The organism is Streptomyces sp. NPDC056987 (genome assembly GCF_042673865.1).
Taxonomy (GTDB): domain Bacteria; phylum Actinomycetota; class Actinomycetes; order Streptomycetales; family Streptomycetaceae; genus Streptomyces.
Genome location: NZ_JBHURV010000022.1, coordinates 85,322 through 105,164, shown reverse-complemented (window position 1 = coordinate 105,164; position 19,843 = coordinate 85,322). Strand labels below are relative to the sequence as shown.

At 74.0% G+C, this 19,843-nt stretch carries 15 protein-coding genes; 12 read left to right on the top strand and 3 right to left on the bottom strand.

The genetic code is table 11. From position 1 onward, the window contains the following. Positions 1 to 206: 206 nt before the first annotated feature. The 5 genes from ACFTZC_RS24565 to ACFTZC_RS24545 all read left to right on the top strand — a co-directional run bounded on the left by ACFTZC_RS24565 (position 207) and on the right by ACFTZC_RS24545 (position 5,326). Positions 207 to 2,150 carry an APC family permease gene (locus ACFTZC_RS24565; protein WP_382893225.1) on the top strand — a complete coding sequence of 648 codons (1,944 nt, stop codon included), beginning with the start codon at positions 207 to 209 and terminating at the stop codon, positions 2,148 to 2,150. 117 nt (positions 2,151 to 2,267) lie between these two features. Next, positions 2,268 to 2,435: a hypothetical protein gene (locus ACFTZC_RS24560; protein ID WP_382893126.1), complete on the top strand. Its 168-nt coding sequence runs from the start codon at positions 2,268 to 2,270 to the stop codon at positions 2,433 to 2,435. Further along, a complete protein-coding gene (locus tag ACFTZC_RS24555; protein ID WP_382893124.1) occupies positions 2,432 to 3,199 on the top strand; it encodes a hypothetical protein in 768 nt (255 codons plus the stop codon). The genes ACFTZC_RS24560 and ACFTZC_RS24555 overlap by 4 nt, the downstream gene beginning before the upstream one ends. Positions 3,200 to 3,377: 178 nt before the next feature. Then, positions 3,378 to 4,301: a DUF6895 family protein gene (locus tag ACFTZC_RS24550; protein ID WP_382893122.1), complete on the top strand. Its 924-nt coding sequence runs from the start codon at positions 3,378 to 3,380 to the stop codon at positions 4,299 to 4,301. Next, positions 4,298 to 5,326 (top strand): serine hydrolase domain-containing protein, encoded by a 1,029-nt coding sequence (locus ACFTZC_RS24545; protein ID WP_382893120.1) that lies wholly within the window; start codon positions 4,298 to 4,300, stop codon positions 5,324 to 5,326. The genes ACFTZC_RS24550 and ACFTZC_RS24545 overlap by 4 nt, the downstream gene beginning before the upstream one ends. A gap of 52 nt (positions 5,327 to 5,378) precedes the next feature. Here the strand turns inward: ACFTZC_RS24545 and ACFTZC_RS24540 are convergent, their stop codons facing one another. Then, the gene (locus tag ACFTZC_RS24540) at positions 5,379 to 6,746 is read right to left on the bottom strand and encodes an LCP family protein (RefSeq protein WP_382893118.1); all 1,368 of its coding nucleotides are present in this window, start codon (positions 6,744 to 6,746) and stop codon (positions 5,379 to 5,381) included. Between the two features lie 366 nt (positions 6,747 to 7,112). Between ACFTZC_RS24540 and ACFTZC_RS24535 the strand changes: the two genes are divergently transcribed. Then, positions 7,113 to 7,592, top strand: coding sequence for a hypothetical protein (locus ACFTZC_RS24535; RefSeq protein WP_382893116.1), 480 nt, complete (start codon positions 7,113 to 7,115; stop codon positions 7,590 to 7,592). Positions 7,593 to 7,641: 49 nt separating this feature from the next. On the opposite strand, the gene ACFTZC_RS24530 is transcribed toward ACFTZC_RS24535, so the two are convergent. Further along, complete coding sequence (locus ACFTZC_RS24530; RefSeq protein ID WP_382893223.1) at positions 7,642 to 10,863, bottom strand: alpha-L-rhamnosidase; 3,222 nt, start codon at positions 10,861 to 10,863, stop codon at positions 7,642 to 7,644. Positions 10,864 to 11,117: 254 nt separating this feature from the next. Between ACFTZC_RS24530 and ACFTZC_RS24525 the strand changes: the two genes are divergently transcribed. From ACFTZC_RS24525 to ACFTZC_RS24500, 6 genes are all read left to right on the top strand, one after another. Further along, the gene (locus tag ACFTZC_RS24525) at positions 11,118 to 12,941 is read left to right on the top strand and encodes a hypothetical protein (RefSeq protein ID WP_382893114.1); all 1,824 of its coding nucleotides are present in this window, start codon (positions 11,118 to 11,120) and stop codon (positions 12,939 to 12,941) included. Positions 12,942 to 13,044: 103 nt separating this feature from the next. Next, positions 13,045 to 14,052 (top strand): ABC transporter substrate-binding protein, encoded by a 1,008-nt coding sequence (locus tag ACFTZC_RS24520; protein ID WP_382893112.1) that lies wholly within the window; start codon positions 13,045 to 13,047, stop codon positions 14,050 to 14,052. Beyond that, positions 14,049 to 14,834, top strand: coding sequence for an ABC transporter permease (locus ACFTZC_RS24515; protein ID WP_382893110.1), 786 nt, complete (start codon positions 14,049 to 14,051; stop codon positions 14,832 to 14,834). The genes ACFTZC_RS24520 and ACFTZC_RS24515 overlap by 4 nt, the downstream gene beginning before the upstream one ends. Continuing rightward, complete coding sequence (locus ACFTZC_RS24510) at positions 14,831 to 15,667, top strand: ABC transporter permease (RefSeq protein WP_382893108.1); 837 nt, start codon at positions 14,831 to 14,833, stop codon at positions 15,665 to 15,667. Before ACFTZC_RS24515 ends, ACFTZC_RS24510 begins: the two co-directional genes overlap by 4 nt. Next, the gene (mdlC, locus tag ACFTZC_RS24505) at positions 15,664 to 17,268 is read left to right on the top strand and encodes a benzoylformate decarboxylase (protein ID WP_382893106.1); all 1,605 of its coding nucleotides are present in this window, start codon (positions 15,664 to 15,666) and stop codon (positions 17,266 to 17,268) included. Before ACFTZC_RS24510 ends, mdlC begins: the two co-directional genes overlap by 4 nt. A 129-nt stretch (positions 17,269 to 17,397) precedes the next feature. Next, on the top strand, positions 17,398 to 18,108 hold the full coding sequence (locus ACFTZC_RS24500; protein ID WP_382893221.1) for an ABC transporter ATP-binding protein: 711 nt from the start codon (positions 17,398 to 17,400) through the stop codon (positions 18,106 to 18,108). Here ACFTZC_RS24500 and ACFTZC_RS24495 read toward each other — a convergent pair. Next, entirely contained in the window at positions 18,083 to 19,792 is a 1,710-nt protein-coding gene (locus tag ACFTZC_RS24495) for a hypothetical protein (RefSeq protein WP_382893104.1), read from the bottom strand. The two genes, ACFTZC_RS24500 and ACFTZC_RS24495, sit on opposite strands and share 26 nt — an antisense overlap. Positions 19,793 to 19,843: the final 51 nt, after the last annotated feature.

Below are 19,843 nucleotides of genomic sequence, written 5' to 3'. Positions count from 1 at the left end.
CGGACCTCGGCAGCTACCCGGAGCCCGAGCAGATCGTGCCGCCCCGCTTCGGCAGGTTCGTCCGCGTCACCACGGTCGGCGGGCCGCCGAGGGCGACCGTGGCCCCGAGCCGTGCGGAACCGGCCCCGGCCCCCGGGGTCGGGGCCCGGCTGCGGCGGGCCGTGCTGGGCGCGCCGCTGCGGTCCACCGCGGTCGTCCGGGAGCGGATGCGCAAGCTGGTGGCGCTGCCGGTGCTCTCGGCGGACGCGCTCTCCTCGGTGGCATACGGCCCCGAGGCGCTGCTCGCGGTGCTGGTGCTGGGCGGTACGGCGGGACTGGCCTGGTCGGTGCCGGTGTCGCTGGCGATCGTCTTCCTGATGCTGGCCGTGGGGCTGTCGTACCGTCAGACGATCCGGGCGTACCCGCACGGCGGTGGCTCGTACATCGTCGCCACGGACAATCTGGGGCGGATCCCCGGTCTGGTGGCAGCGGCGGGGCTGATGACGGACTACGTCCTGACCGTGGCGGTCTCCGTGTCGTCCGGGATGGCCGCGGTCACCTCGGCGGTCCCCGGCCTCTCCGGGGACGTGGTGCCGATCGGTGTGCTGGTCATCGTGGTCCTGCTGGCGGGGAACCTGCGGGGGGTCAGACAGGCGGGCGCGCTGTTCGCGGCGCCGACGTACGCCTTCATCGTCGCCATCCTCGCGCTGGTGGCGTTCGGTCTGTACGACGCGGCGGGGCGCGGCTTCGAGCCCGTTCCGCATCCGCCGCTGCACGCGGTGGAGGGGGTGGGGGTGCTGCTGGTGATGCGGGCGTTCGCCTCGGGGTCGACGGCGATGACCGGGATCGAGGCGATCTCCAACGCCGTACCCGCGTTCAAGCCGGTCCCCTGGCGCAACGCGCGGACGACGCTGTCCTGGATGATCGGACTGCTCATCACCCTGTTCGCCGGGACGATCGCGATGACCCATCTGGAGGGGGTCGTCCCCCGGTCGGGCGAGACGGTGCTCTCGCAGCTCGCGCACCGCAGCTTCGGCTCCGGCGGGATGTACGTCTTCACCCAGGCGGCGACGGCGCTGGTGCTGCTGCTCGCGGCGAACACCGCGTACAACGACTTCCCCCGGGTGCTCTACCTGCTGGCGCGGGACAACCACGCGCCGCGGATCTTCCTCCGGCTGGGGGACCGGCTGGCCTTCAGCAACGGCATCATCGTGCTCTCCGTGGCGGCGGCGCTGGTCTATGTGGCGTTCAACGGCGAAACGGCGGCGCTGATCCCGCTGTACGCCGTGGGGGTGTTCCTCGCCTTCACCCTGTCGCAGAGCGGCATGGTCGTGCACTGGTGGCGCAGGAGGGACCGGCACTGGCGCAAGAGTCTCTGCTTCAACGCCACCGGCGCGCTGCTGTCGGCGCTCGTCTTCATCACGGCGGGCATCACCAAGTTCACCGAGGGCGCGTGGCTCGCGATCCTCACGGTGGGGGTGTTCCTGCTGGTGACGACGCGGATCCACCGCCACTACGCACGGGTCGCCGAGGCGCTGCGGCTACGGCCCCAGAAGATCGAGATTCCCAGCCGTACGATCGCCCCGCGGGCGGCGCGCGGCGCGGTGGCCGTTAATGGCACGGCGGCCGGCGACGCGGCGACGGCCATCGGCGCCGCGGAGGCGACCGACGCGGCAGAGGCCGCCGGATCCGTGGACGTGACCGAGGACGCCGAGCCGGAGGAGTCCCCCGAGGAGATCCTCCATCTGTCCGTCGTCCCGCTCGACTCGCTGCACCGGGCGAGCATGCGCACCCTGGCCTACGCGGCCTCGCTCCAGCAGCCGGTCCTCGCCCTGCACGTCAGCCCGAGCGACGAGGACGCCGAACAGTTCCGCCAGGCATGGCTGCTGTGGGGCGACCATCTGCCGCTGCGGATCATCGTCTCTCCGTACCGTGCGATCGTCACTCCCCTGATCAGTTATGTGGAGTCGCTGCACCGTCAGCGGCCGGATCTGACCATCACCGTCATCATCCCGGAGATCGTCGTACGCCATTGGTGGCACCGCGTTCTGCACAGCCCGCTGGCCGGGCGGCTGCGGCACGCGCTCCGGCCGCTGCCGAAGATCGTCGTGACGACGGTCCCGTTCCACATCTCCGACGGGCACTCAACCCCGAACGGACATACGGAATGAATCATCAAACTATTGTCCCAACTGGTCGATTTATCGACCTTTGCCTAAAGTTGGCAACGGCACGGCCAGTCAGGGCCGTGGCATCTACTTGAGGAGCCCACGATGCTTTCTCAGACCATGAGGCCGACTGAAATCACCCTGGACATCGAGGCGTTGGGAACGGCGATGGCCGAGCCCGAGGCACCCCTGAGCGACGCGCCCGTGTACGCGCCGGAAGCGGCCGGCGCGCTGCTCCTGCTGGCCCTTCTCTCTCCGAAGGAGCCCAAGGAGCCGAAGGGCCGATGAGCCCCGACCGGTCGCGGACCTCCTATCAAGAAGCAGCGGCCGGCCTGGCACGACGTGCCCTCGGTGCCCTTCGGGGCGCCGGGGGCACGGCCATGGTCGCCGAACACGTCGAGAGCGCGCCGGACCCCGGCGCGGCGCTGGCCGCCATCAGGATCCTCGGCGCGGACACCCTCGCCCCCGCCCTGCTGGCCGGAGCCCCCGTCCACCCCCGGGACGCGGAGGCGGTGACGCTGGCCTTCGGCGCGCTGCCGCCCGCGCGGGACGGCACGCCTCCGCCGCCCGCCGGGCCCGCGGGCCCCTGGCTGATGGCGTGGCGCGACTGGGGCACCCTCACCCTGCTGGCCGTCCTCTCCGACCAGGCCGGCGGCGGGCGGGCGCGCGGCCTCGACGGGCGTCCCGCGGCGGTCCGGCCCGCGCCTCCCCCGCCCGCCGGACCCGCGGCGGACGGCGGCGACGCCTGGGCCGCCTGGTCGGTGACGATGGGGCAGCTCGCCACGCTGGCCCTGCCCGGCCTGGACGGCCCGGTGCACGACGCGGCGCGCAGCTCCCCGCTCGGCCTGGCGCGCGGGGCGACCCGTGCCGTACTGCGCCGGGACTACCCGACCGCCGCCCGGATCGTCCGCTGGCTCGCCTGGCTGCACAGCGAGGGGGTACGGATCCCGCTCGACCCGGCGCCGCTCGTGGAGCACATCTCCCTGCTGGCGGGCGGTGACCGGCTCGCGCTGGACACGGCGATCGCCGGCCGGCTGCTCGGGTCCGGCTGAGCGGCTCCGGCCGTCCGGCGCCAGCATCCCCACGACACGACGCGATCCCGCGCGACACCGTACGACTCGCACCACTCGCACGACACCGTACGACTCGCGCGACACCGTACGACCATGGCGGTCCCGGCCGCCGACCGTCCCGTACCACGCCGAACCGCCCCGATCGGACCGAGACCCGATGGACATGTCCGTCACACAGCACGCCCACCGCGTCAGCCTGCGGGCCCTGAACTGGCTGCACACCCACCGCGAGCACGGCGCGCTCCCGCCCGACACCACCGCCGAACTCGCCGAGCCCGACACCGTCTACAAGCCGCTCGGCGAGACCGCGCTCGCCGCCTCACTGGTCCTGCGGGAGGCGGTGGCCGGCAGTACGGAGCTGCGGCTCGCCCGCGAACTGCTGGACTTCACCTGGAAGCAGCTCGGCGGCGGGGACATGCTCCACGAGCGGCTGCTGCGCTATCCGCTGATGAGCGACCCGCTGGAGACGTACGCGCACTTCGCACGGAGCGGCTACCGCCACGAAGCCCTGGACCGGCTGCTCGACCACACCACCTCGCTGCGCTCGGCGCGCGCCATGGAGCTGCTGCCCAACCGGCGTCTCGCCGTCGCCAACGCGGCGCGCATCAGCGGATTCGACGGAGGCGGCCGCGCCGTCGACTGGGACCGGCTGACCCGGGCGACCTGGCTGGGCGCGCTCCCCGAACCCTGGCTCATCGACTGGATGACCGCGTACAACATGACGCACACCGTCTTCCACATCACCGACTGGGGACGGCTGCCCGAGGAACTGCCCGCCGATCTGGCCGGCTACCTCACCCGCTGGCTGCCGGCCTGGATCGACATCTGGGCCGAGATCGGCGAATGGGATCTGGTGGCCGAGCTGATGATCGTGGGCGGTTGTCTGCCCGAGCCGCACCGCGACCCCGCCGACTGGGCGCGGCTGGCCGCCGTCCAGCACGAGGACGGACTGCTGCCCAGGGACGGCCGACCGGTCGACGCCGACGCCGGCGAACGCTTCGCGACCCACCACCACACCACCGTGGTGGCGGCCGTCGCAGGCACACTCACGCTCGCGCGCGCCCTCGGCACCGGCCGGTGACCCCCGCCTGGGCGCGTGGCCCCGCCGCCGCCCTCGCCGCCTCGGCCCGCGGTGCCTGCGCGGTCGTGGTCGCGCTGCGCCGGGGCGGCGAACGGGCCGTCGTGCCGTACGGCGCCACCGCGTTCGGCGGCGGTGAACCGGTCACCGCCGACACCCGCTTCGAGATCGGCTCGCTCACCAAGTGCTTCACGGCGCTGCTCCTCGCCGAGCAGGCCGCCAGGGGCGAGGTCGCCCACGGCGATCCGCTGGGCCGGTTCCTGCCGCCCGAGGTGCTGCCCCGGCAGCGCGGCGGACCCATCACCCTGCTCCATCTCGCCACCCACACCGCGGGGCTGCCCCGGCTGCCGCCCGGGCTGCTCGCCGGGGCGGCGTCCCAGTGGTTCACCAATCCGTACGCCACGTTCACCACCGACGACCTGCTGCGCTCCCTCGCCAGGACCCGGCCGCACGCCCGCCCCGGCGACCGGGTGCGGTACTCCAACTTCGGTGTGGGGCTGCTCGGTCACCTGCTCACCCGGGCCGCGCCGGGCGGCCCGGAGTACGGGGACCTCCTCGCGGAGCGGGTCCTCGGCCCGCTCGGGCTGCGCCGTACCGGGTGCGCCCCGGGCCTTGCGCAGGCCACCGGCCACTGGCACGGCAGACCGCGCGCGTCCTGGCTGATCCCGGGCCTCCCGGGCGCGGGCGCGCTCCGCTCCAGCGCGGCCGATCTGCTGACCCTGCTCGACGCCCTGGCGGACGGGGCACCGGGCGGCCCTCTCGGCGCGGCGCTCGCCGACGCGGTACGGCCCCGGCTCGCCCTGCGCGGCGGCGCCCGGCGGCTGGCGCTCGTCTGGAACATCCGCGTCCGGCCGGACGGTGCCGTCTACCACCACTCCGGCGGCACCCGCGGCTTCACCGCCTTCGCCGGATTCGTACCGGAGCGGCGCACGGCCGTGGTCGCCCTGGCGAACAGCACCCCGGCCGCCGACCAGGCGTTCCTCCAGCGCGCGTACACCACCTTGGTCACCCTGCACCGGGAGGGGTGACGAGGGAGGGGTGACCGGTCCCTCGTGACCAGGGCGGCCGCCGTACACCCGTTCACCCCTCGGGCTCCGGCAGGTCAGGGCCGACGGTGAGCGTCACCGCCCCCGGGGCCGCCCCGGTGTCCGGGACCGGGTCGAGGCCGGGGAGCCGCGCCGCCAGGGTCCTCGCCTGGTCCGCGAGCCCCTCGGGATAGGTGAGGGAGGAACTCCCCGCCGGCGCCGGGGCATTGCCGGTGGCGGCGATACGGAAGCCCAGCTCCCGCAGCCGGCCCGCGGTCTCGCGCGCCCTGCCGGGGACATCGGTCCCGTTGAGGACGGTCACCGCCACGGTGCCCGCCGCCGGGGGCAGCGGCGGCGTCGCCGCGTCGAGCCGGGCCGGGGTCAGCTCCCTGTCGTGGGTGAGCGCGGTGAAGAGCGTCCGGGCTGCGGACGGGTGCCACAGGACGTTGGCCGTGTCGGCCGGCACATCGCGCTGCCGGGGGTAGTTGGGTACGGTCAGGAACGAGATCCGGTCCGTGGGCAGGCGCCTGAGGGCGGCGGCCAGTTCGCGCAGCGGACCGAGGCCGGCCAGTTCGGGGTCGGTGGTGAGCGCCCCGGTGGCGGAGTCGAGGAATCCGTAGAGTGCCGCCGGCCGGTGGAGCGTGGCCTTCGCCTTGGCGGCGAGCGCGCGCAGGAACTCCTGCTGCCGGCCGATCCGGCCGAGGTCCGTACCGTCGCCGAGGCTGTAGCGGGCCCGTACGTACCCCAGCGCCTGCTCGTTCCTGACCGTCTGGCAGCCCGCTTCGAGATCCAGGGCGGCCTTCGTGTCGTGGATCGGCGCCGTGGGGCAGACCTCGACGCCGCCGAGGGCGTCGACCATGCCGGTGAACCCCCGGAAGTCCACGATCACGAAGTGGTCGACACGGACCCGGGTGTTCTCCTCGACGGTTCTGATGGTGCACGCGGCGGCCTTGGCCGGGTCCCCGCGGAAGCCGCCGATCGCGAACGCCTGGTTGATCTTGAAGTGGTGAGGGGTGGAGGTGGCGCCGCCGCCCTGGTCGCAGGCGGGGATCGAGACCCAGGAGTCACGCGGGAAGGAGACCACCGTGGCCCACCGGCCGCTGCCGCCGACATGCAGCAGCATCAGCGTGTCGGACTGCATCGAGGTCAGTCCCCCGCCGTAGGCGTCACCGGTCCCGGACCGGCTGTCCGAGCCGATGACCAGGATGTTCTCGCCGCCCTGGGTGGCGCGCGGACGGTTGTCGCCGAGCGCTCCGGCCACTCCCGCGCCGTGGATGTTCCCGTTGAGCCGGGTGTAGAGCCAGCCGCCCCCGGTGGCCGTGGCCAGCACGACGAGCGCAGCCGCCAGCGCAAACCAGCGGCCGATGCGGCGGCGCGGGCGCGGGGCCGGCAGGTTCCACAGGCTCTTGTCGCTCGGATTCACGCCGTCAGACTCCTCACTGCGTCACTGCTGTGTCACTGCGTCGCCGCTGGGCGACCGCATCGCTGCTGTGCGACCGCGTCGGCGCGTCACCGCGCCGGCCCGGCCACCAGGTCAACAGCGGACCGGGCCCGCTGGGCACGGTCAGCGCCTCCGTACGTCAACCGGCCGCCAACTCCCGTATGCCGATAGGACGACATGCCGGTACGCCGGTATGTCCGTACACCGATCCGGAGCCACGCCCGTACGCCGGTACGTCGGACGGCCCCGTCCGGTGGCCCGGCGCCGGGGCGTGCCGTGTAGTGGGAGGTGTCGTGCAGCGGGGGCCGCGCGGCGGGGGAGGTACGGCCACCGAGCCCGGGAGGAACGATGTCCTCGATCCCGTCCGCCGCGCCCCCGTCCCCGCGCCGGCGGGGGACCCTGTGGAAGCTGCGCGCCGTGGCGAGGGTGCTGGCCGCGGCCGGGCTGGCGGTGGACGCGTATCTGCACGCGCATCTCGCGGACCGGTACGACAGCGTCTCCGCCGGTATCAGCCAGGGCGACCTGTTCCGTGCCGAGGCGGGGCTCGCGGCGCTCGCGGCGCTGCTCGTGCTGGTCTGGCGCCGGGTGCCCGGCGATCTCTTCGCCTGGCTGGTCGCGACGGGCGGCCTGGCGCTGCTGCTGATCTACCGCTATGTCGACGTCGGTGCGCTCGGCCCGGTCCCCAATATGTACGAGCCGGTCTGGTACGGCGAGAAGCGGCTGACGGTCGTCGCGGAGGCCGTCGCCGTACTCGCCACCATCTTTCTGCTGTGCACCTATCCGCGCCGCCGGGGCGGCGCCCACGCGCGGCGGAAACACCCCGCGTGAGCGCCGGCCCCGGTGCATGGTCCGACGCGTGGTCCGACAGGCCGGTGGCTCAGCTCGCGAAGTGGTGGGTGCCCGGCCCCGCGGCGTACACCGCGCAGCCCTCCGCCGTGCGCAGGAGCCGGGTCTCCCCGTGGCGGACGCGCGCCGCGTCCGTGGTGGGGATCCAGACCTCCGCGGTGGTGTTGGCGGGCAGCCCCACCGTGAGCCGGAAGCCGCCGGAGCCGGTGGTCCAGCGGGTGGTGACCGGTCCGTGGAGGGAGTCGAAGCGCCCGCTCGCCTCCGTCACCCCACCCCCCGGGCGCGGCCGGACGATGATCTTCCGGAAGCCGGGGGCGCCCGGCGCGATGCCCGCGATGTGGGCGTACATCCACTCCCCCACCGAGCCGTACGCGTAGTGGTTGAAGGAGTTCATGCCGGCGTCCTGGAAGGTGCCGTCGGGGCGGATGGAGTCCCAGCGCTCCCACATGGTCGTGGCGCCCCGGTCGATCTGGTACCCCCAGCTGGGGAACGTCCGCCGGAGCAGCAGCCGGTAGGCCACGTCGATGTGTCCGGTGTCGGTGAGGACGGGGAGCAGCCGCGGTGTGCCGAGGAACCCGGTCGACAGGTGCCCGCCCTTGGCCTCGACGAGCTGGACCAGCCGGTCCGCGGCGGGCCCGCGCTCGGCCTCGGCGAGCAGGTCCATGGAGAGGGCCAGGACGTACGCGGTCTGGGTGTCCCCCTTGATCCGGCCGTCGGCGGAGACGTACGCGGCGCGGAAGGCGTCGCGTACCGACCCGAACAGGGCGGTGTACGGCGCCGGGTCCTTGCCGAGGACCTCGGCGGTCCGCGCGACGAGATCGGCGCTGTGGGCGAAGTAGGCGGTGCCGATGACGTCCTTGGGCGTCTCGTCCTCGATGTTCAGCCAGTCCCCGAACCCCTCGGCGGGGCGGAGGAATCCGCTGCTGTGCCGCTTCAGGTAGTCGAGCCAGGCGAGCATCGGGGCCCAGGACTCCTCCAGGACGCGGGTGTCCCCGTACGCCTGGTGGAGCGCCCAGGGGACGGTGACTCCGGCGTCTCCCCAGCCCGCCACCCCCTTGCCGATGATGTCCTCGCCGACGATCGGCGCGACATCGGTGAACGCGCCGTCGCTCTGCTGGCCGTCGCGCAGGTCGCCCAGCCACTTGGTGAGGAAGCGCGCCGACTCCATGGTGTAGGCGGCGGTGGGGGCGAAGACGTTGATGTCGCCGGTCCAGCCGAGCCGTTCGTCGCGTGCGGGGGTGTCGGTGGGTACGGAGAGGAAGTTGCCGCGCTGTCCCCAGGTGATGTTGCTGTGCAGCTGGTTGAGCATCGGGATGTTCGTCCTGAAGTCCATGGTGAACGGCGCGGCGGTGTGGATGACCCGTCCCACGACCGCGTCGGCCGGCGGCCTGCCCGGAACCCCGGTCACCTCGACGTAGCGGAAGCCGTGGAAGGTGAAGCGCGGTTCGTACGTCTCCGTGCCGCCGCCCTTGAGAGTGTACGTGTCGGTGGCGCGGGCGGTGCGCAGATTGGCGGTGTAGAGCGTGCCGTCGGGGTTGAGGACCTCGGCGTGGCGCAGCCGTACGGTGGTTCCGGCGGCGCCGGAGACGGTCAGCCGGACGGTGCCGACCATGTTCTGGCCGAGGTCGAAGACGAAGACCCCCGGCTTCGGCTCGGTCACCTTCTCGGCTCGGAGTTCCGTCCGCACCCGGGAGGGGGCGTCGATCTGCGCGACCAGGGCGGCGGGGACCCGGGCGGTGGCGGCGGTGACGGGGAGCCACCCCGTCGCATCGAAGCCCGCGCGCGTCCAGCCGTCGGTCTCCCGCCGGGCGTCGTACTCCTCGCCCATCACCAGATCGGCCGAGGTGACCGGTCCCGCGCCGGCCCGCCAGTCGGTGTCCGAGACGATCCGCTCGGTCGTGCCGTCGGTGTAGGTGATCTCCAACTGAGCCAGGAGAGCCGGGCGTTCGCCGTAGTTGTGCGCGCCGAACCAGGCGATGTTCCCGGCGTACCAGCCGGCCGCGAGCGTGACCCCGAGCGCGTTGGCACCGGATCGGAGCAGGGCGGTGACGTCGTACGTCTGGTACTGGACGCGCTTGTTGTAGTCGGTCCAGCCGGGTGCGAGCCGGTCCTCGCCGACGCGTTCGCCGTTGAGGTGGGCCTCGTACAGGCCGAGGGCCGTGGCGTAGAGCCTGGCCCGCGCGACCGTCCGGTTCCCGAGGCGGAACTCGCGGCGCAGCTGGGCGGCGGGGGCGTACGCGACGGCGATCCGGCCCCAGGGTCCCGACCCCCAGGGCGCGAGGACCTGGGCGGCGGGCCAGGACCCGTCGTCGTAGCCGTCGGACGTCCAGTCGTCGGAGGGCCGCCGGTCGGTGGCGCGCCAGGTGGCGCCGGTCGGGAGCACGTGTACGCCGTCGGCGGTGGTGAGTTCCAGCAGGCCGAGCAGGCCGGCGGGGCTCTCGGTCGCGTTGACGGCCGACACGGCGATCACGTTGGCGCCGGGGCGCAGGGCGTCCGTCACCTCGACGAGGGCGGGGCGGCGCCAGTTCTCGGCGGGTCCGTCGGCTTCGGTGTGGGCGACCTGGACTCCGTTGACGAGGGCGGTGTATCCGTCGTCGGCGGTCATGACGAGGCGGGCCCGGGTGACACCGGCCGGGACGTCCACGCGGGTACGGAACCAGCGGGTGGCCGCGGGGGCGCCGCTCGCCGGATCTCCCTCGGGGAACCAGATCCAGGAGGCGCCGTCCAGGGAGGGGGCGCCGACGAGTTCGGCCGGCGCCCCGATCCAGCGCGCCGACCAGTCGGCGGGGTCGGTGAGCCCGGTCTCCCACCAGGACGGGGCGCTCCACTCCGAGGGCGTGCCGTCGGCGTCCCAGACGCGCACGGTCCAGTGGTAGCGGGTCCGGGAGGCGAGCGCCGGGCCCGCGTACGGCACCAGGACGGACTGCTCCGAGGCCACCTTGCCGCTGTCCCAGACGTCGGGCCGGGTCAGGCGGTGCGGGGCGGTGGCGACCCGGATCCGGTACGCGGTCTGCCGCGCCCCGGGGCGAGCCGAGACGAACGGCCAACTCATCCTGGGGCTCGGGGTGTCGAGGCCCAGTGGCTGCCGTGCGTACTCGACGGTCGGCGCGGTGACGCGGAGCGCCGCCGTCGCGTCCCCCGCCGTCCCGGCGGCGGTGGGGGTGGCGGCCCGGGCGGCGGGCAGGGGTCCGGTGGCCAGGGTCGTGCCCAGGGCGGTTGCGGTGGTACCGAGCAGTCGTCTTCTGCTGATCACCATGCGACTCCGATACGACTCGGCGATGAATCGTTTCACTGCCCCGTGAAAGTAGGGAGCCCCGTGTGACCTGTCAAGGGTCCTGTGACACGGGGGACGAGCCGTGGGCCGCAGCCGTCCCTGGCGTCCCGCGGGGGTTCCGGCCGGGGCCGGGGAGCACATGTGCGGAGGTTCGCGAGGGGGCCGACACGGCCAGGAGGAGCACTACAATGCGGGTCTGCACACGGTGTGTTCGACGACTGGGGGGAGTCGCGATGTCTTGGGACGAGCAGCGCGGAACCGGTGATTCCGACAGATCCGGCGGGTTCGGCGAACGCGGCGGAAGCGGTGGGGCCCCCGGGTCCGGTGGGTCCGGTGGGTTCGGAGAGCCCGAGGAGCGCGGCGGTTTCGGCGCGTACGGCGGAGCCCGTGGTGCCGGTGGTGCCGACGACCCGGGTGGATTCGGCGGTTCCGGCGGTTTCGGCGGTTTCGGCGGTTCCGGCGGATTCGGCGGGGCGGGCGGATTCGGCGGTCCGGGCGGATTCGGCAGGGCCGGTGGCTTCGCGGCGCCTCCGCCGCCGCCCGCACCGCCCACCGTGCCGCCCGGACCGGCCGACCCGCTGCGCGCCGTCGCGGTGGCGCTGCTCAACCTCAGCGGTCTCGGGCTCGGTTACGCGCTGGCGCGCCGCCGGCTCGCGATGGTCCTCTGCTGGGTGGCGACCGGGATCCTGCTGCTGATCGCCCTGCCCGCCGACCCCGACGGCGTTCCCGGCGGCGCGCTCATCGTCTACCTCCTCTTCCTCGTGCTGGCGGCCGCCCACGGCGCCGTCGTCGGGCTGCGCACCCCGCTGGCCTGGCCGCCACGGGCGCCCGTCGCCGTCGCGCTCGGCCTCGCCCTGCTCGCCGCCCCGGTTGGCGGCGTCGTACTGTACGACGGCGCGCGCGAGGAGGCCACGCAGAAGCTGCTGCTGGACCGGCTCGACGACGCCGACCGGCTCGTCGAGAGCGCGCGGAGCCAGCCGTTCACCACGGCCAGGCCCTCCTTCGAGGAGGCGCTCACCGCCTACCGCGATCTCCAGGAGGACCACCCGGACTCGCGGGCCGCGGCGCGTGTCCCGAACCGGCTGACCGCGTACTACGAGGCGGTCGGCGGCCCGTACGACGAGCGGAACTACTGCGGCGCGATAGACCCGTTGAAGTATCTGCGCACGGTCCCGGGCACGGTGGGCAAGAAGCGCCTCGGCTCCCTGGTCACCTGGCCCGACGACCGGCTCGCCACCTCGCTGTACGAGTGCGGGGTCGGCGTCCTCGGCAACCCCAGCTCCGTGTCGGAGGACGGCGGCTACCTCGGCGAACTGCTCACGGACTTCCCCGAGTCCGGCCAGGCGGCGAAGGTCGAGCCCGCGGTGCGCGCCTCGATCGGGACGACCACCAAGGGCCTCAAGGGCGCCAACCCCTGCGATGTCACCGAGGAGTTGCGCACGCTCCGGGCCCAGACGGCGTCGCTCCCCGGTGAGCGGGCGGGCGTGGCCGACGCGCTGACCGAGGACACCGGCAAGGCGGACGCCCACATCCGCTCCGGTACGTACGCGTGCGGTGTCGACCAGTACAAGGACGGCGACTTCGAGACGGCGCTGACCACCATGAACGACTTCGTCAAGAAGTACGCGAAGGACGGCAACCGGGCGCGGGCCGAGAAGATCGCCATCGCGGCGGAGATCGCCAAGGACGAGCCGGCGGCGGGCAAGCGGCTGCCCACGACCGCCTCCGGCGGCTCCATCTCGGTCACCATCAAGAACGACAGCCCCGACGCCGTCGAGGTCCTGTACACGGGCCCGGTCACCGGCCGCGTCACCCTCAAGGGGTGCGGCAGCTGTACGCGGTACCCCGGCGCGCTGTCCGCCTCGGTGAGCGCCTGCAAGAGCACCAAGAACTACCCGCAGAAGACGATCAGCCTCCCGGCGGGCACCACGTACTTCCTGCACAAGTCCAAGAGCAGCACGGCCGCGTCCTCCGGCGCCGACAAGGCGAAGCTCCAGCCGGGCTACCTCTACACGGAGTGCGCGTACGTGGTGGAAGGCTCCGTCACCGGGTTCTGAACGCCGAGGGACCGTACGGGGGCGGGGCGCGGCGCCCGGCCCCCGCACGGCCCGGGGGACGCCCTATGGTGCGGTCGGTCGCCTCCCCCTATGGTGCTGTGATATGGGACTCCAACTGCGCCGGTTCCGCGTCAGGTTGGCCGTCGTCGGGCTGATCCTGCCCCTGCTCCTCACCGGCTGCGGAGGAGGCGGCGCGGAAGGCTCCGGGGGGTCCGCCGGCGCGTCGGGCGGTCCGGGCGGTCCGGAGAAACGGACGCTCACCGTCGCGGGGCTCCCGCTCACCGATGTCGCCGCGCTGCACATCGCCATCGACCGGGGGCTCTTCGCGGAGCAGGGGCTGACGGTGCGCGTCCAGCCGGTCCAGCAGAGCGTCCAGGCGCTGCCCGCGCTCGCGAACGGGCAGGTGGACATCATCGGCGGCGCCAACTTCGTGACGTTCCTCCAGGCCCGGGAGAGGGGCACGCTCACCACCCGGGTGCTCGCCGAGGGGGCCAGGAACGCCCCGCGGATGATGGGCGTGCTGGTGCTGCCGGGCTCGAAGATCACGACACCGGAGGATCTGCGGGGCAAGCGGGTCGCGGTGAACATCCTCAACAACATCCAGTCGCTCACCCTCAACAGCGAGCTGGGCGAGCGCGACGCGGGGCTCCCGGCCTACCGCCAGGTGCCGTTCCCGCAGATGGGCGCGTTGCTGGAGCGGGGCCAGGTGGACGCCGTACACGCGGTCGAGCCCTTCGCGTCGGCCATCAAACGCGATCTGAACGCCCGTACGGTCATCGACGGCGCCGCGTCGCCCGCCGACGGGCTGCCGCTCAGCGGCTATGTCACCACGCAGCGGTTCGTCGACACGTACCCGAGGACCGCCGCCGCCTTCCAGCGCGCGATCGCGGAGGCCCAGGCGATCGCGGACCAGGACCGCGACGCCGTGGAGCAGGTGCTCCCCGGCTACACGAAGATCACGCCGGCCGAGGCCGCCGCCATCGGGCTGCCGGGCTATCCGCCCACGTCGAGCGCCGCGGAACTGAACAAGCTCATCGCGATGATGCGGGACCAGGGGCTGCTGACCCGGCCCATGGACGCGGCGGACCTGCTCTACGAGCCGGGCAGGTGAGACGGGGCGGCGCACGGGAGAGGCTGCTCGGGGCCGTCGGGGTGCTCGCCGCCCTCGCCCTCTGCGAGGCGCTCGGCCGCTCGGGGCTGGTACGGAGCTCCTACCTGCCGCCCGCCTCGGAGGTGCTGGTGCGGGCCGTCCGGCTCGGCGGGGACGCCGCGTTCCTGCGGGGCGTACGGGCCACCGTGGAGGCATGGGCCGCCGGGCTGGCGCTGGCCTGCGCCGTCGCGGTCCCGCTCGGGCTGCTGCTGGGCAGCGTCCCGGCGGTGAACGAGTCCGTACGGGTGCTGATCGAACTGGTGCGCCCGGTGCCGTCCGTGGCGCTGATCCCGCTGGTGTCCCTGCTGCTGGGCGCGGGCGCCGGGACCACCGTCGCGCTGGTCGCCTTCGCCGCGGTCTGGCCGGTGCTGTTCAACACGGTCTACGGGCTCGGCGAGACCGATCCGCTCGCCGAGGAGACCCTGCGGGCCTTCGGCTTCGGGCGGCTCGCGGTCCTCCTGCGGGCGGGGCTGCCGTCGGCCGCGCCGTTCATCGCGGCCGGGGTACGGATCTCCGCGGCGACGGCGCTGATCCTCGCGGTGGCGACGGAGATCCTGGCCGGGTTCGGCGAGGGGCTCGGGATCTTCATCGCCCAGGCGGGCACGGCCACGGACGGCACCACGGACGTCCTGGCCGCGGTGGTGTGGGCGGGCGTGCTGGGACTCGTGATCAACGGGGTGCTCCTGGCGGCCGAGCGGCGGCTGTTCCCCTGGACGCCGGAGCACCGGGACGCCGGCCGATGAGCTCCCGGGCCCTGCCGTACCGTACGGTGCTGCCGCGCGTCGGCGTCCCCCTCGGGGCGGTGGCGGCCTGGCAGTTGGCGGCGTGGGCGTACGGCAGTGTCTTCTTCCCCACCCCGGCGAGCATCCTGGCGCACGGCCACGCCCTGTGGTTCGCGGGACCGCCGGGGCGGCTCTTCCTCACCGACGACGCCGTCGCCAACCTGCTGCCGAGCCTCGGCCGGGTGGTCGCCGGGTTCGCTCTCGCCGCGCTCTGCGGCATCGTGCTCGGGCTGGCGCTGGGCCGCTCGCGGGACGCGTACGCGCTGTGCGACCCGGTGCTCCAGTTCGCGCGCGCCGTCCCGCCGCCCGCGCTGGTGCCGGTCTTCGTCGTGCTCTTCGACCCGGGCACCCGGATGCAGCTCGCCTCGATCGTCTTCAGCGCGGTCTGGCCCGTACTGATCAACACCGCCGACGGGGTCCGGAGTGTGGATCCGCTGCGGCTGGAGGTCGCGGCGGCCCTGCGGATGTCCCCGGCCGAGCGGGTGCTGCTGCTCCATCTGCCCGCCGCGCTGCCGCGGGTCTTCGCCGGGCTGCGGCTGAGCCTGTCGCTCTCGCTGATCCTCATGGTCTTCTCCGAACTGCTGCCCGGCACCGCGAACGGCATCGGCTTCCAGCTCGTCGACGCCCAGACACGCTCCGATCTGCTGACCGTATGGGCGGTGATCGTGCTGCTGGGCGTGGTAGGGCAGGTACTCAACAGCGCGCTGGTGGCCCTCGAACGACTGCTCCTCGGCGGACGGCGCGAGGGGCGCGCCCCTTCCCCCACGAGACCCGAGAGAGGCGGTTCCCGATGAGTACGACCGTCCGTCAGGCGGTGGTGGAGCTGTGCCGCGCCACCGGTATGACGACCGTCTTCGGCAACCCCGGCTCGACCGAACTGCGGATGTTCCGCGACTGGCCGGACGATTTCCGCTACGTCCTCGGGCTCCAGGAGTCCACCGCCGTCGCCATGGCGGCCGGCCACGCGCTGGGCACCGGACGGGCCGCGCTGGTGAGTCTGCACTCCGCCGGGGGCGTCGGTCACGCGCTGGGCGCGGTGTTCAACGCCTGCCGGGACCGGGTGCCGCTGGTGGTCGTCGCGGGCCAGCAGTCCCGGGCGCTGCTGCCCCTCCACCCCTTCCTCGGCGCCGACGAGCCGACCCAGTTCCCGCGCCCCTACGTGAAGTTCAGCCGCCAGCCCGAGCGGGCCGCCGATGTGCCCGGCGCGCTCGCCGAGGCGCACCGCGTCGCCATGACCCACCCCCGGGGCCCGGTCTTCCTCTCCGTACCGGAGGACGACTGGGACCGGCCCGCCGAGCCGGTCGCCCCGCGCACCGTGCACGGCGGATACGGCGCCGATCCGGAGGCCCTGGCCCGGCTGGCCGCCGCGCTCGACGGGGCGCGGCGGCCCGCGCTGGTGGTCGGTCCCGCCGTCGACGACGAGCGGGCGGTGTCCGAGGTCGCCGAACTGGCCGGGCGGACCCGGGCGGCCGTCTGGATCAGCCCGCTCTCCGGCCGCTCCGGGTTCGACGAGCGCCATCCGTACTTCCAGGGCTTTCTGCCGCCCGTGGCCGACCAGTTGGCGGAGCGGCTCGCCCCGTACGATCTGGTGGTCGCGCTGGGCGCCCCGCTTTTCACGTATCACGTGCATGTGGCGGGGCCGCCGCTCGCGGCCGGCACCGAGCTGTACCACCTGGACTGCGATCCCGGTCAGGCCGCCTGGCTGCCGGTCGGCACGAGCATCGTCACCACGCTCCGCCCGGCCGTACGGGCGCTGGCCGCGCTGGTGCGGCAGGCCGACCGGCCGGTGCCCCCGGTGCGCGCGGTGGCGCCGCCCGCGCGGCAGGGACCGGAGATCTCCCCCGAACTGCTGCTCGACCTGCTCGGCGAGCGGCTGCCCCGCTCCACCGTGCTGGTGGAGGAGGCGCCCAGCCACCGGGACGCCCTGCACGCCCGGCTGCCGGTGAGCACCGAGGGCGGCTTCCTCACCACCGGCAGCGGCGCGCTCGGGTGGGGGCTGCCGCTGGCGGTGGGGCGGGCGCTCGCGGGCGGGGAGCGTGTGGTGTGCGTGCTCGGTGACGGCTCGGCGCTCTACTCGGTACAGGCGCTGTGGACGGCCGCCCGGCAGCACGCCCCGGTGACGTATCTCCTGCTGGACAACGGCGGTTACGGTGCGGTGCGGGCGCTGGGGCACCGGATCGGGGTGGCACCGGTCCCGGGCACGGACATCACCGGGATCGACTTCGCCGCGCTGGCCGCCGCGTTCGGCTGCCCCGGCCATGCGGTCGAAGAACCCGGAGAACTGCCCGCGGCGCTGGACCGGGTGCTCGGGCTGGGCCCGGACGACGGTCCCGCGCTGCTGCGGATCCGGGTCCCGGCCGACGACTCCCCGCTCTACGAACCCTGGGCCCGGTGACGGGGCGTGCTGCGGATCGAAGGACTCGGCCACCGGTACGGCCGCGGGGCGGGCCGGAGGGCAGGGGCAGGCGCCGCGGACGGTGGGGCGGGCCGCCGGGCGGGCACCGCGTCCGGCGGGACCGAAGCACTGCGGGACATCGAACTCACCGTCCCCGACGGCCAGTTGCTCACCATCGTCGGGCCCTCCGGGTGCGGCAAGTCCACCCTGCTGCGGTGTGTCGCCGGGCTCGTCCGACCCACCTCGGGCCGGATCACCCTGGACGGCGCGCCCGTCGACGGGGTGCCCGACCGGCTCGGGATCGTCTTCCAGGACTACGGCCGCTCGCTCTTCCCGTGGCTGTCCGTGCGGGACAACGTGGCGCTGCCGCTGCGCCGGCACGGTCTCGGCCGCGCCGCGCGCCACGCCGCGGCGGCCCGGATGCTGGAGCAGGTCGGGCTGGCCGGGACGGCGCGGCGCCACCCCTGGCAGCTCTCCGGCGGCATGCAGCAGCGGGTCGCCCTGGCGCGGGCGCTCGTCGCCCGGCCGTCGCTGCTTCTCATGGACGAGCCGTTCGGGGCCCTGGACGCGCAGACCCGGGAGGAGCTGGAGGACCTGCTGCTGCGGCTGCACCGCGCGGAGGGCATGACGGTCCTGCTGGTCACCCACGACATCGACGAGAGCGTGTACGTGGGCGACCGCGTGGTCGTCCTGGCGCCGGGTCCCGGCCGGATCCGCGCCGATCTGCCGGTCGGGCTCCCGGCGGAGCGCGACCAGATCGCCACCCGCGGGCTGCCGGAATTCACCGGGCTGCGCTCCGCGGTGGGACGGGCGGTCAGGGGCGGGGACCCGTTCCGGTGAGGGTCAGGGTGTAGGCACCGGGGACCCGGCCGGTGATCCGGACGCGGGTGCCCGGCAGGGAGTCCCGCGCGCCCAGGTAGGTGAAGCGTTCGCCGTCGTCGAAGAGCGCGGGCTGCGCGGGGCCCGTACCGTTGCCGGGTCCGAAGCGGATGGTGTCCTCGCCCACGGTGTAGCTGCCGGTGCCCTCGGCCAGCTCGAACGCGTCGCTCCCGGACAGGGGGCGGGCCCCGGTCAGAACTCCCCCGCCCCGGAAGGTGAGTTCGAGGACGAAGGAGGTCGGGACGCCGGTGAGCCCGAGCCGTACGTCCACACCGGATCCGGTCGGGACGACCTCGGCGTCGACGCGCAGCCGGTGCTCGTCGGCGGGGCGGTGGGCGAAGTCCATGGCGGCGAAGAAGCGCCCCTCGCCGCCCAGTTCGTACCCGCCGCCAAGGCGCCGCCGGTCCTCGGGCAGCGGCTGGTAGAAGCGGGCGGTGGTGGTCCTGGTCAGCGAGCAGCGCCCGTCGTCCGCCACCCGCAGGCCGTCGCCGCGGAACGGGCCGAGGCCGAAGAAGTTCACCGAGAGCCGTACCGCGTCGAGGACGGCGGCGCCCTGCCGGAACCTCAGGAAGGTGGGGTTGGTGGCGAGGCCCGAGGCGATGTCGGGGAAGCGGGCGTTGTCACCGCCGCCGTACACCGTGACGGTACGCCGTCCGGTACGCCACCGGGCCAGGCCGGAGTCGGCGAGGACGAGCCGCGCCGGGCCGGCCCCGGCCGCCGGGTCCACGGGCGGGGGAAGCGGCCTTGCCAGAGTGGGGTCGAGCAAGGTCTCGGCGAGGACGTCGGCGGCGAGTTCCGCGCCGACGGGGCGCGCGAGGATGCCGGTGACGACCGCCGCGTAGTCGGCGCGTCCCTCCCGTACGGCGAACCTCCGGTACGGCAGCAGGAATCCGGCGCCGTCGAAGGCGGTGCGCTGGTCCTGGCGGCGGGAGTGCACGGACTCCACCGCGCCGTCCTCGTCGAAGAGTTCCGCGAAGGCGTCGAGGTTGCGCCGTACGGGATCGAGCAGTTCGGGGCGGTCGAGGGCGTCCGCGACGGCGAGGAGGGACGGGTTGGTCACGTGCGCGGCGTACAGGGGGCTGCGCTCGCAGTACATCCCGTCGGGCTGTAGGTCGACGCCCTCCGCGAGCCACTGGTCGACGCGGGCGGGCAGCCGCGGGTCCGGGTCGAGGCGGTGCAGCCTGGCGAGGGCGGCGCACAGCTCCCAGCGGTGGTTCGGGGTGTGGACACCGCCGGTCAGCAGCGCGGGGGTCACGGCGCGGCGGATCGCGGCCAGCCCGGAGCGCAGCCCGGCCTGCTCCGTACCCGCCTCTCCCTCGGGAGAGTTGCCGTACGCGTCGAGCAACTGGGTCGTCACGCACACGTCGTTGACGGTGAAGGAGGAGTCGGGCGGTGAGGCGAGATTGTCGCCGCCGAAGAGTCCGTCCGCGCCCTGGAGTGTGGCGAGCTGGTCGAGCAACCGCCGGGCGGGGGGCAGGAGTCCCGGGTCGGTGCGCCAGCGGGAGCGCGGGTGGAGGAAGGCGGTGAGGAGTGTCTTGACGGCGCTCGCGAGGGCGCGGTGCTCGGCGGTGGCGTACGCGCCGTCCGCGAGGGCGGCGCGCAGCTCGGGCACGTACCGGTCGAGCGGGGCCACCAAGGTGTCCACGAACGGCAGGTCGGTCCCCGGCGGCAGGGCCCGGTCCCGCCAGGGAGCGGG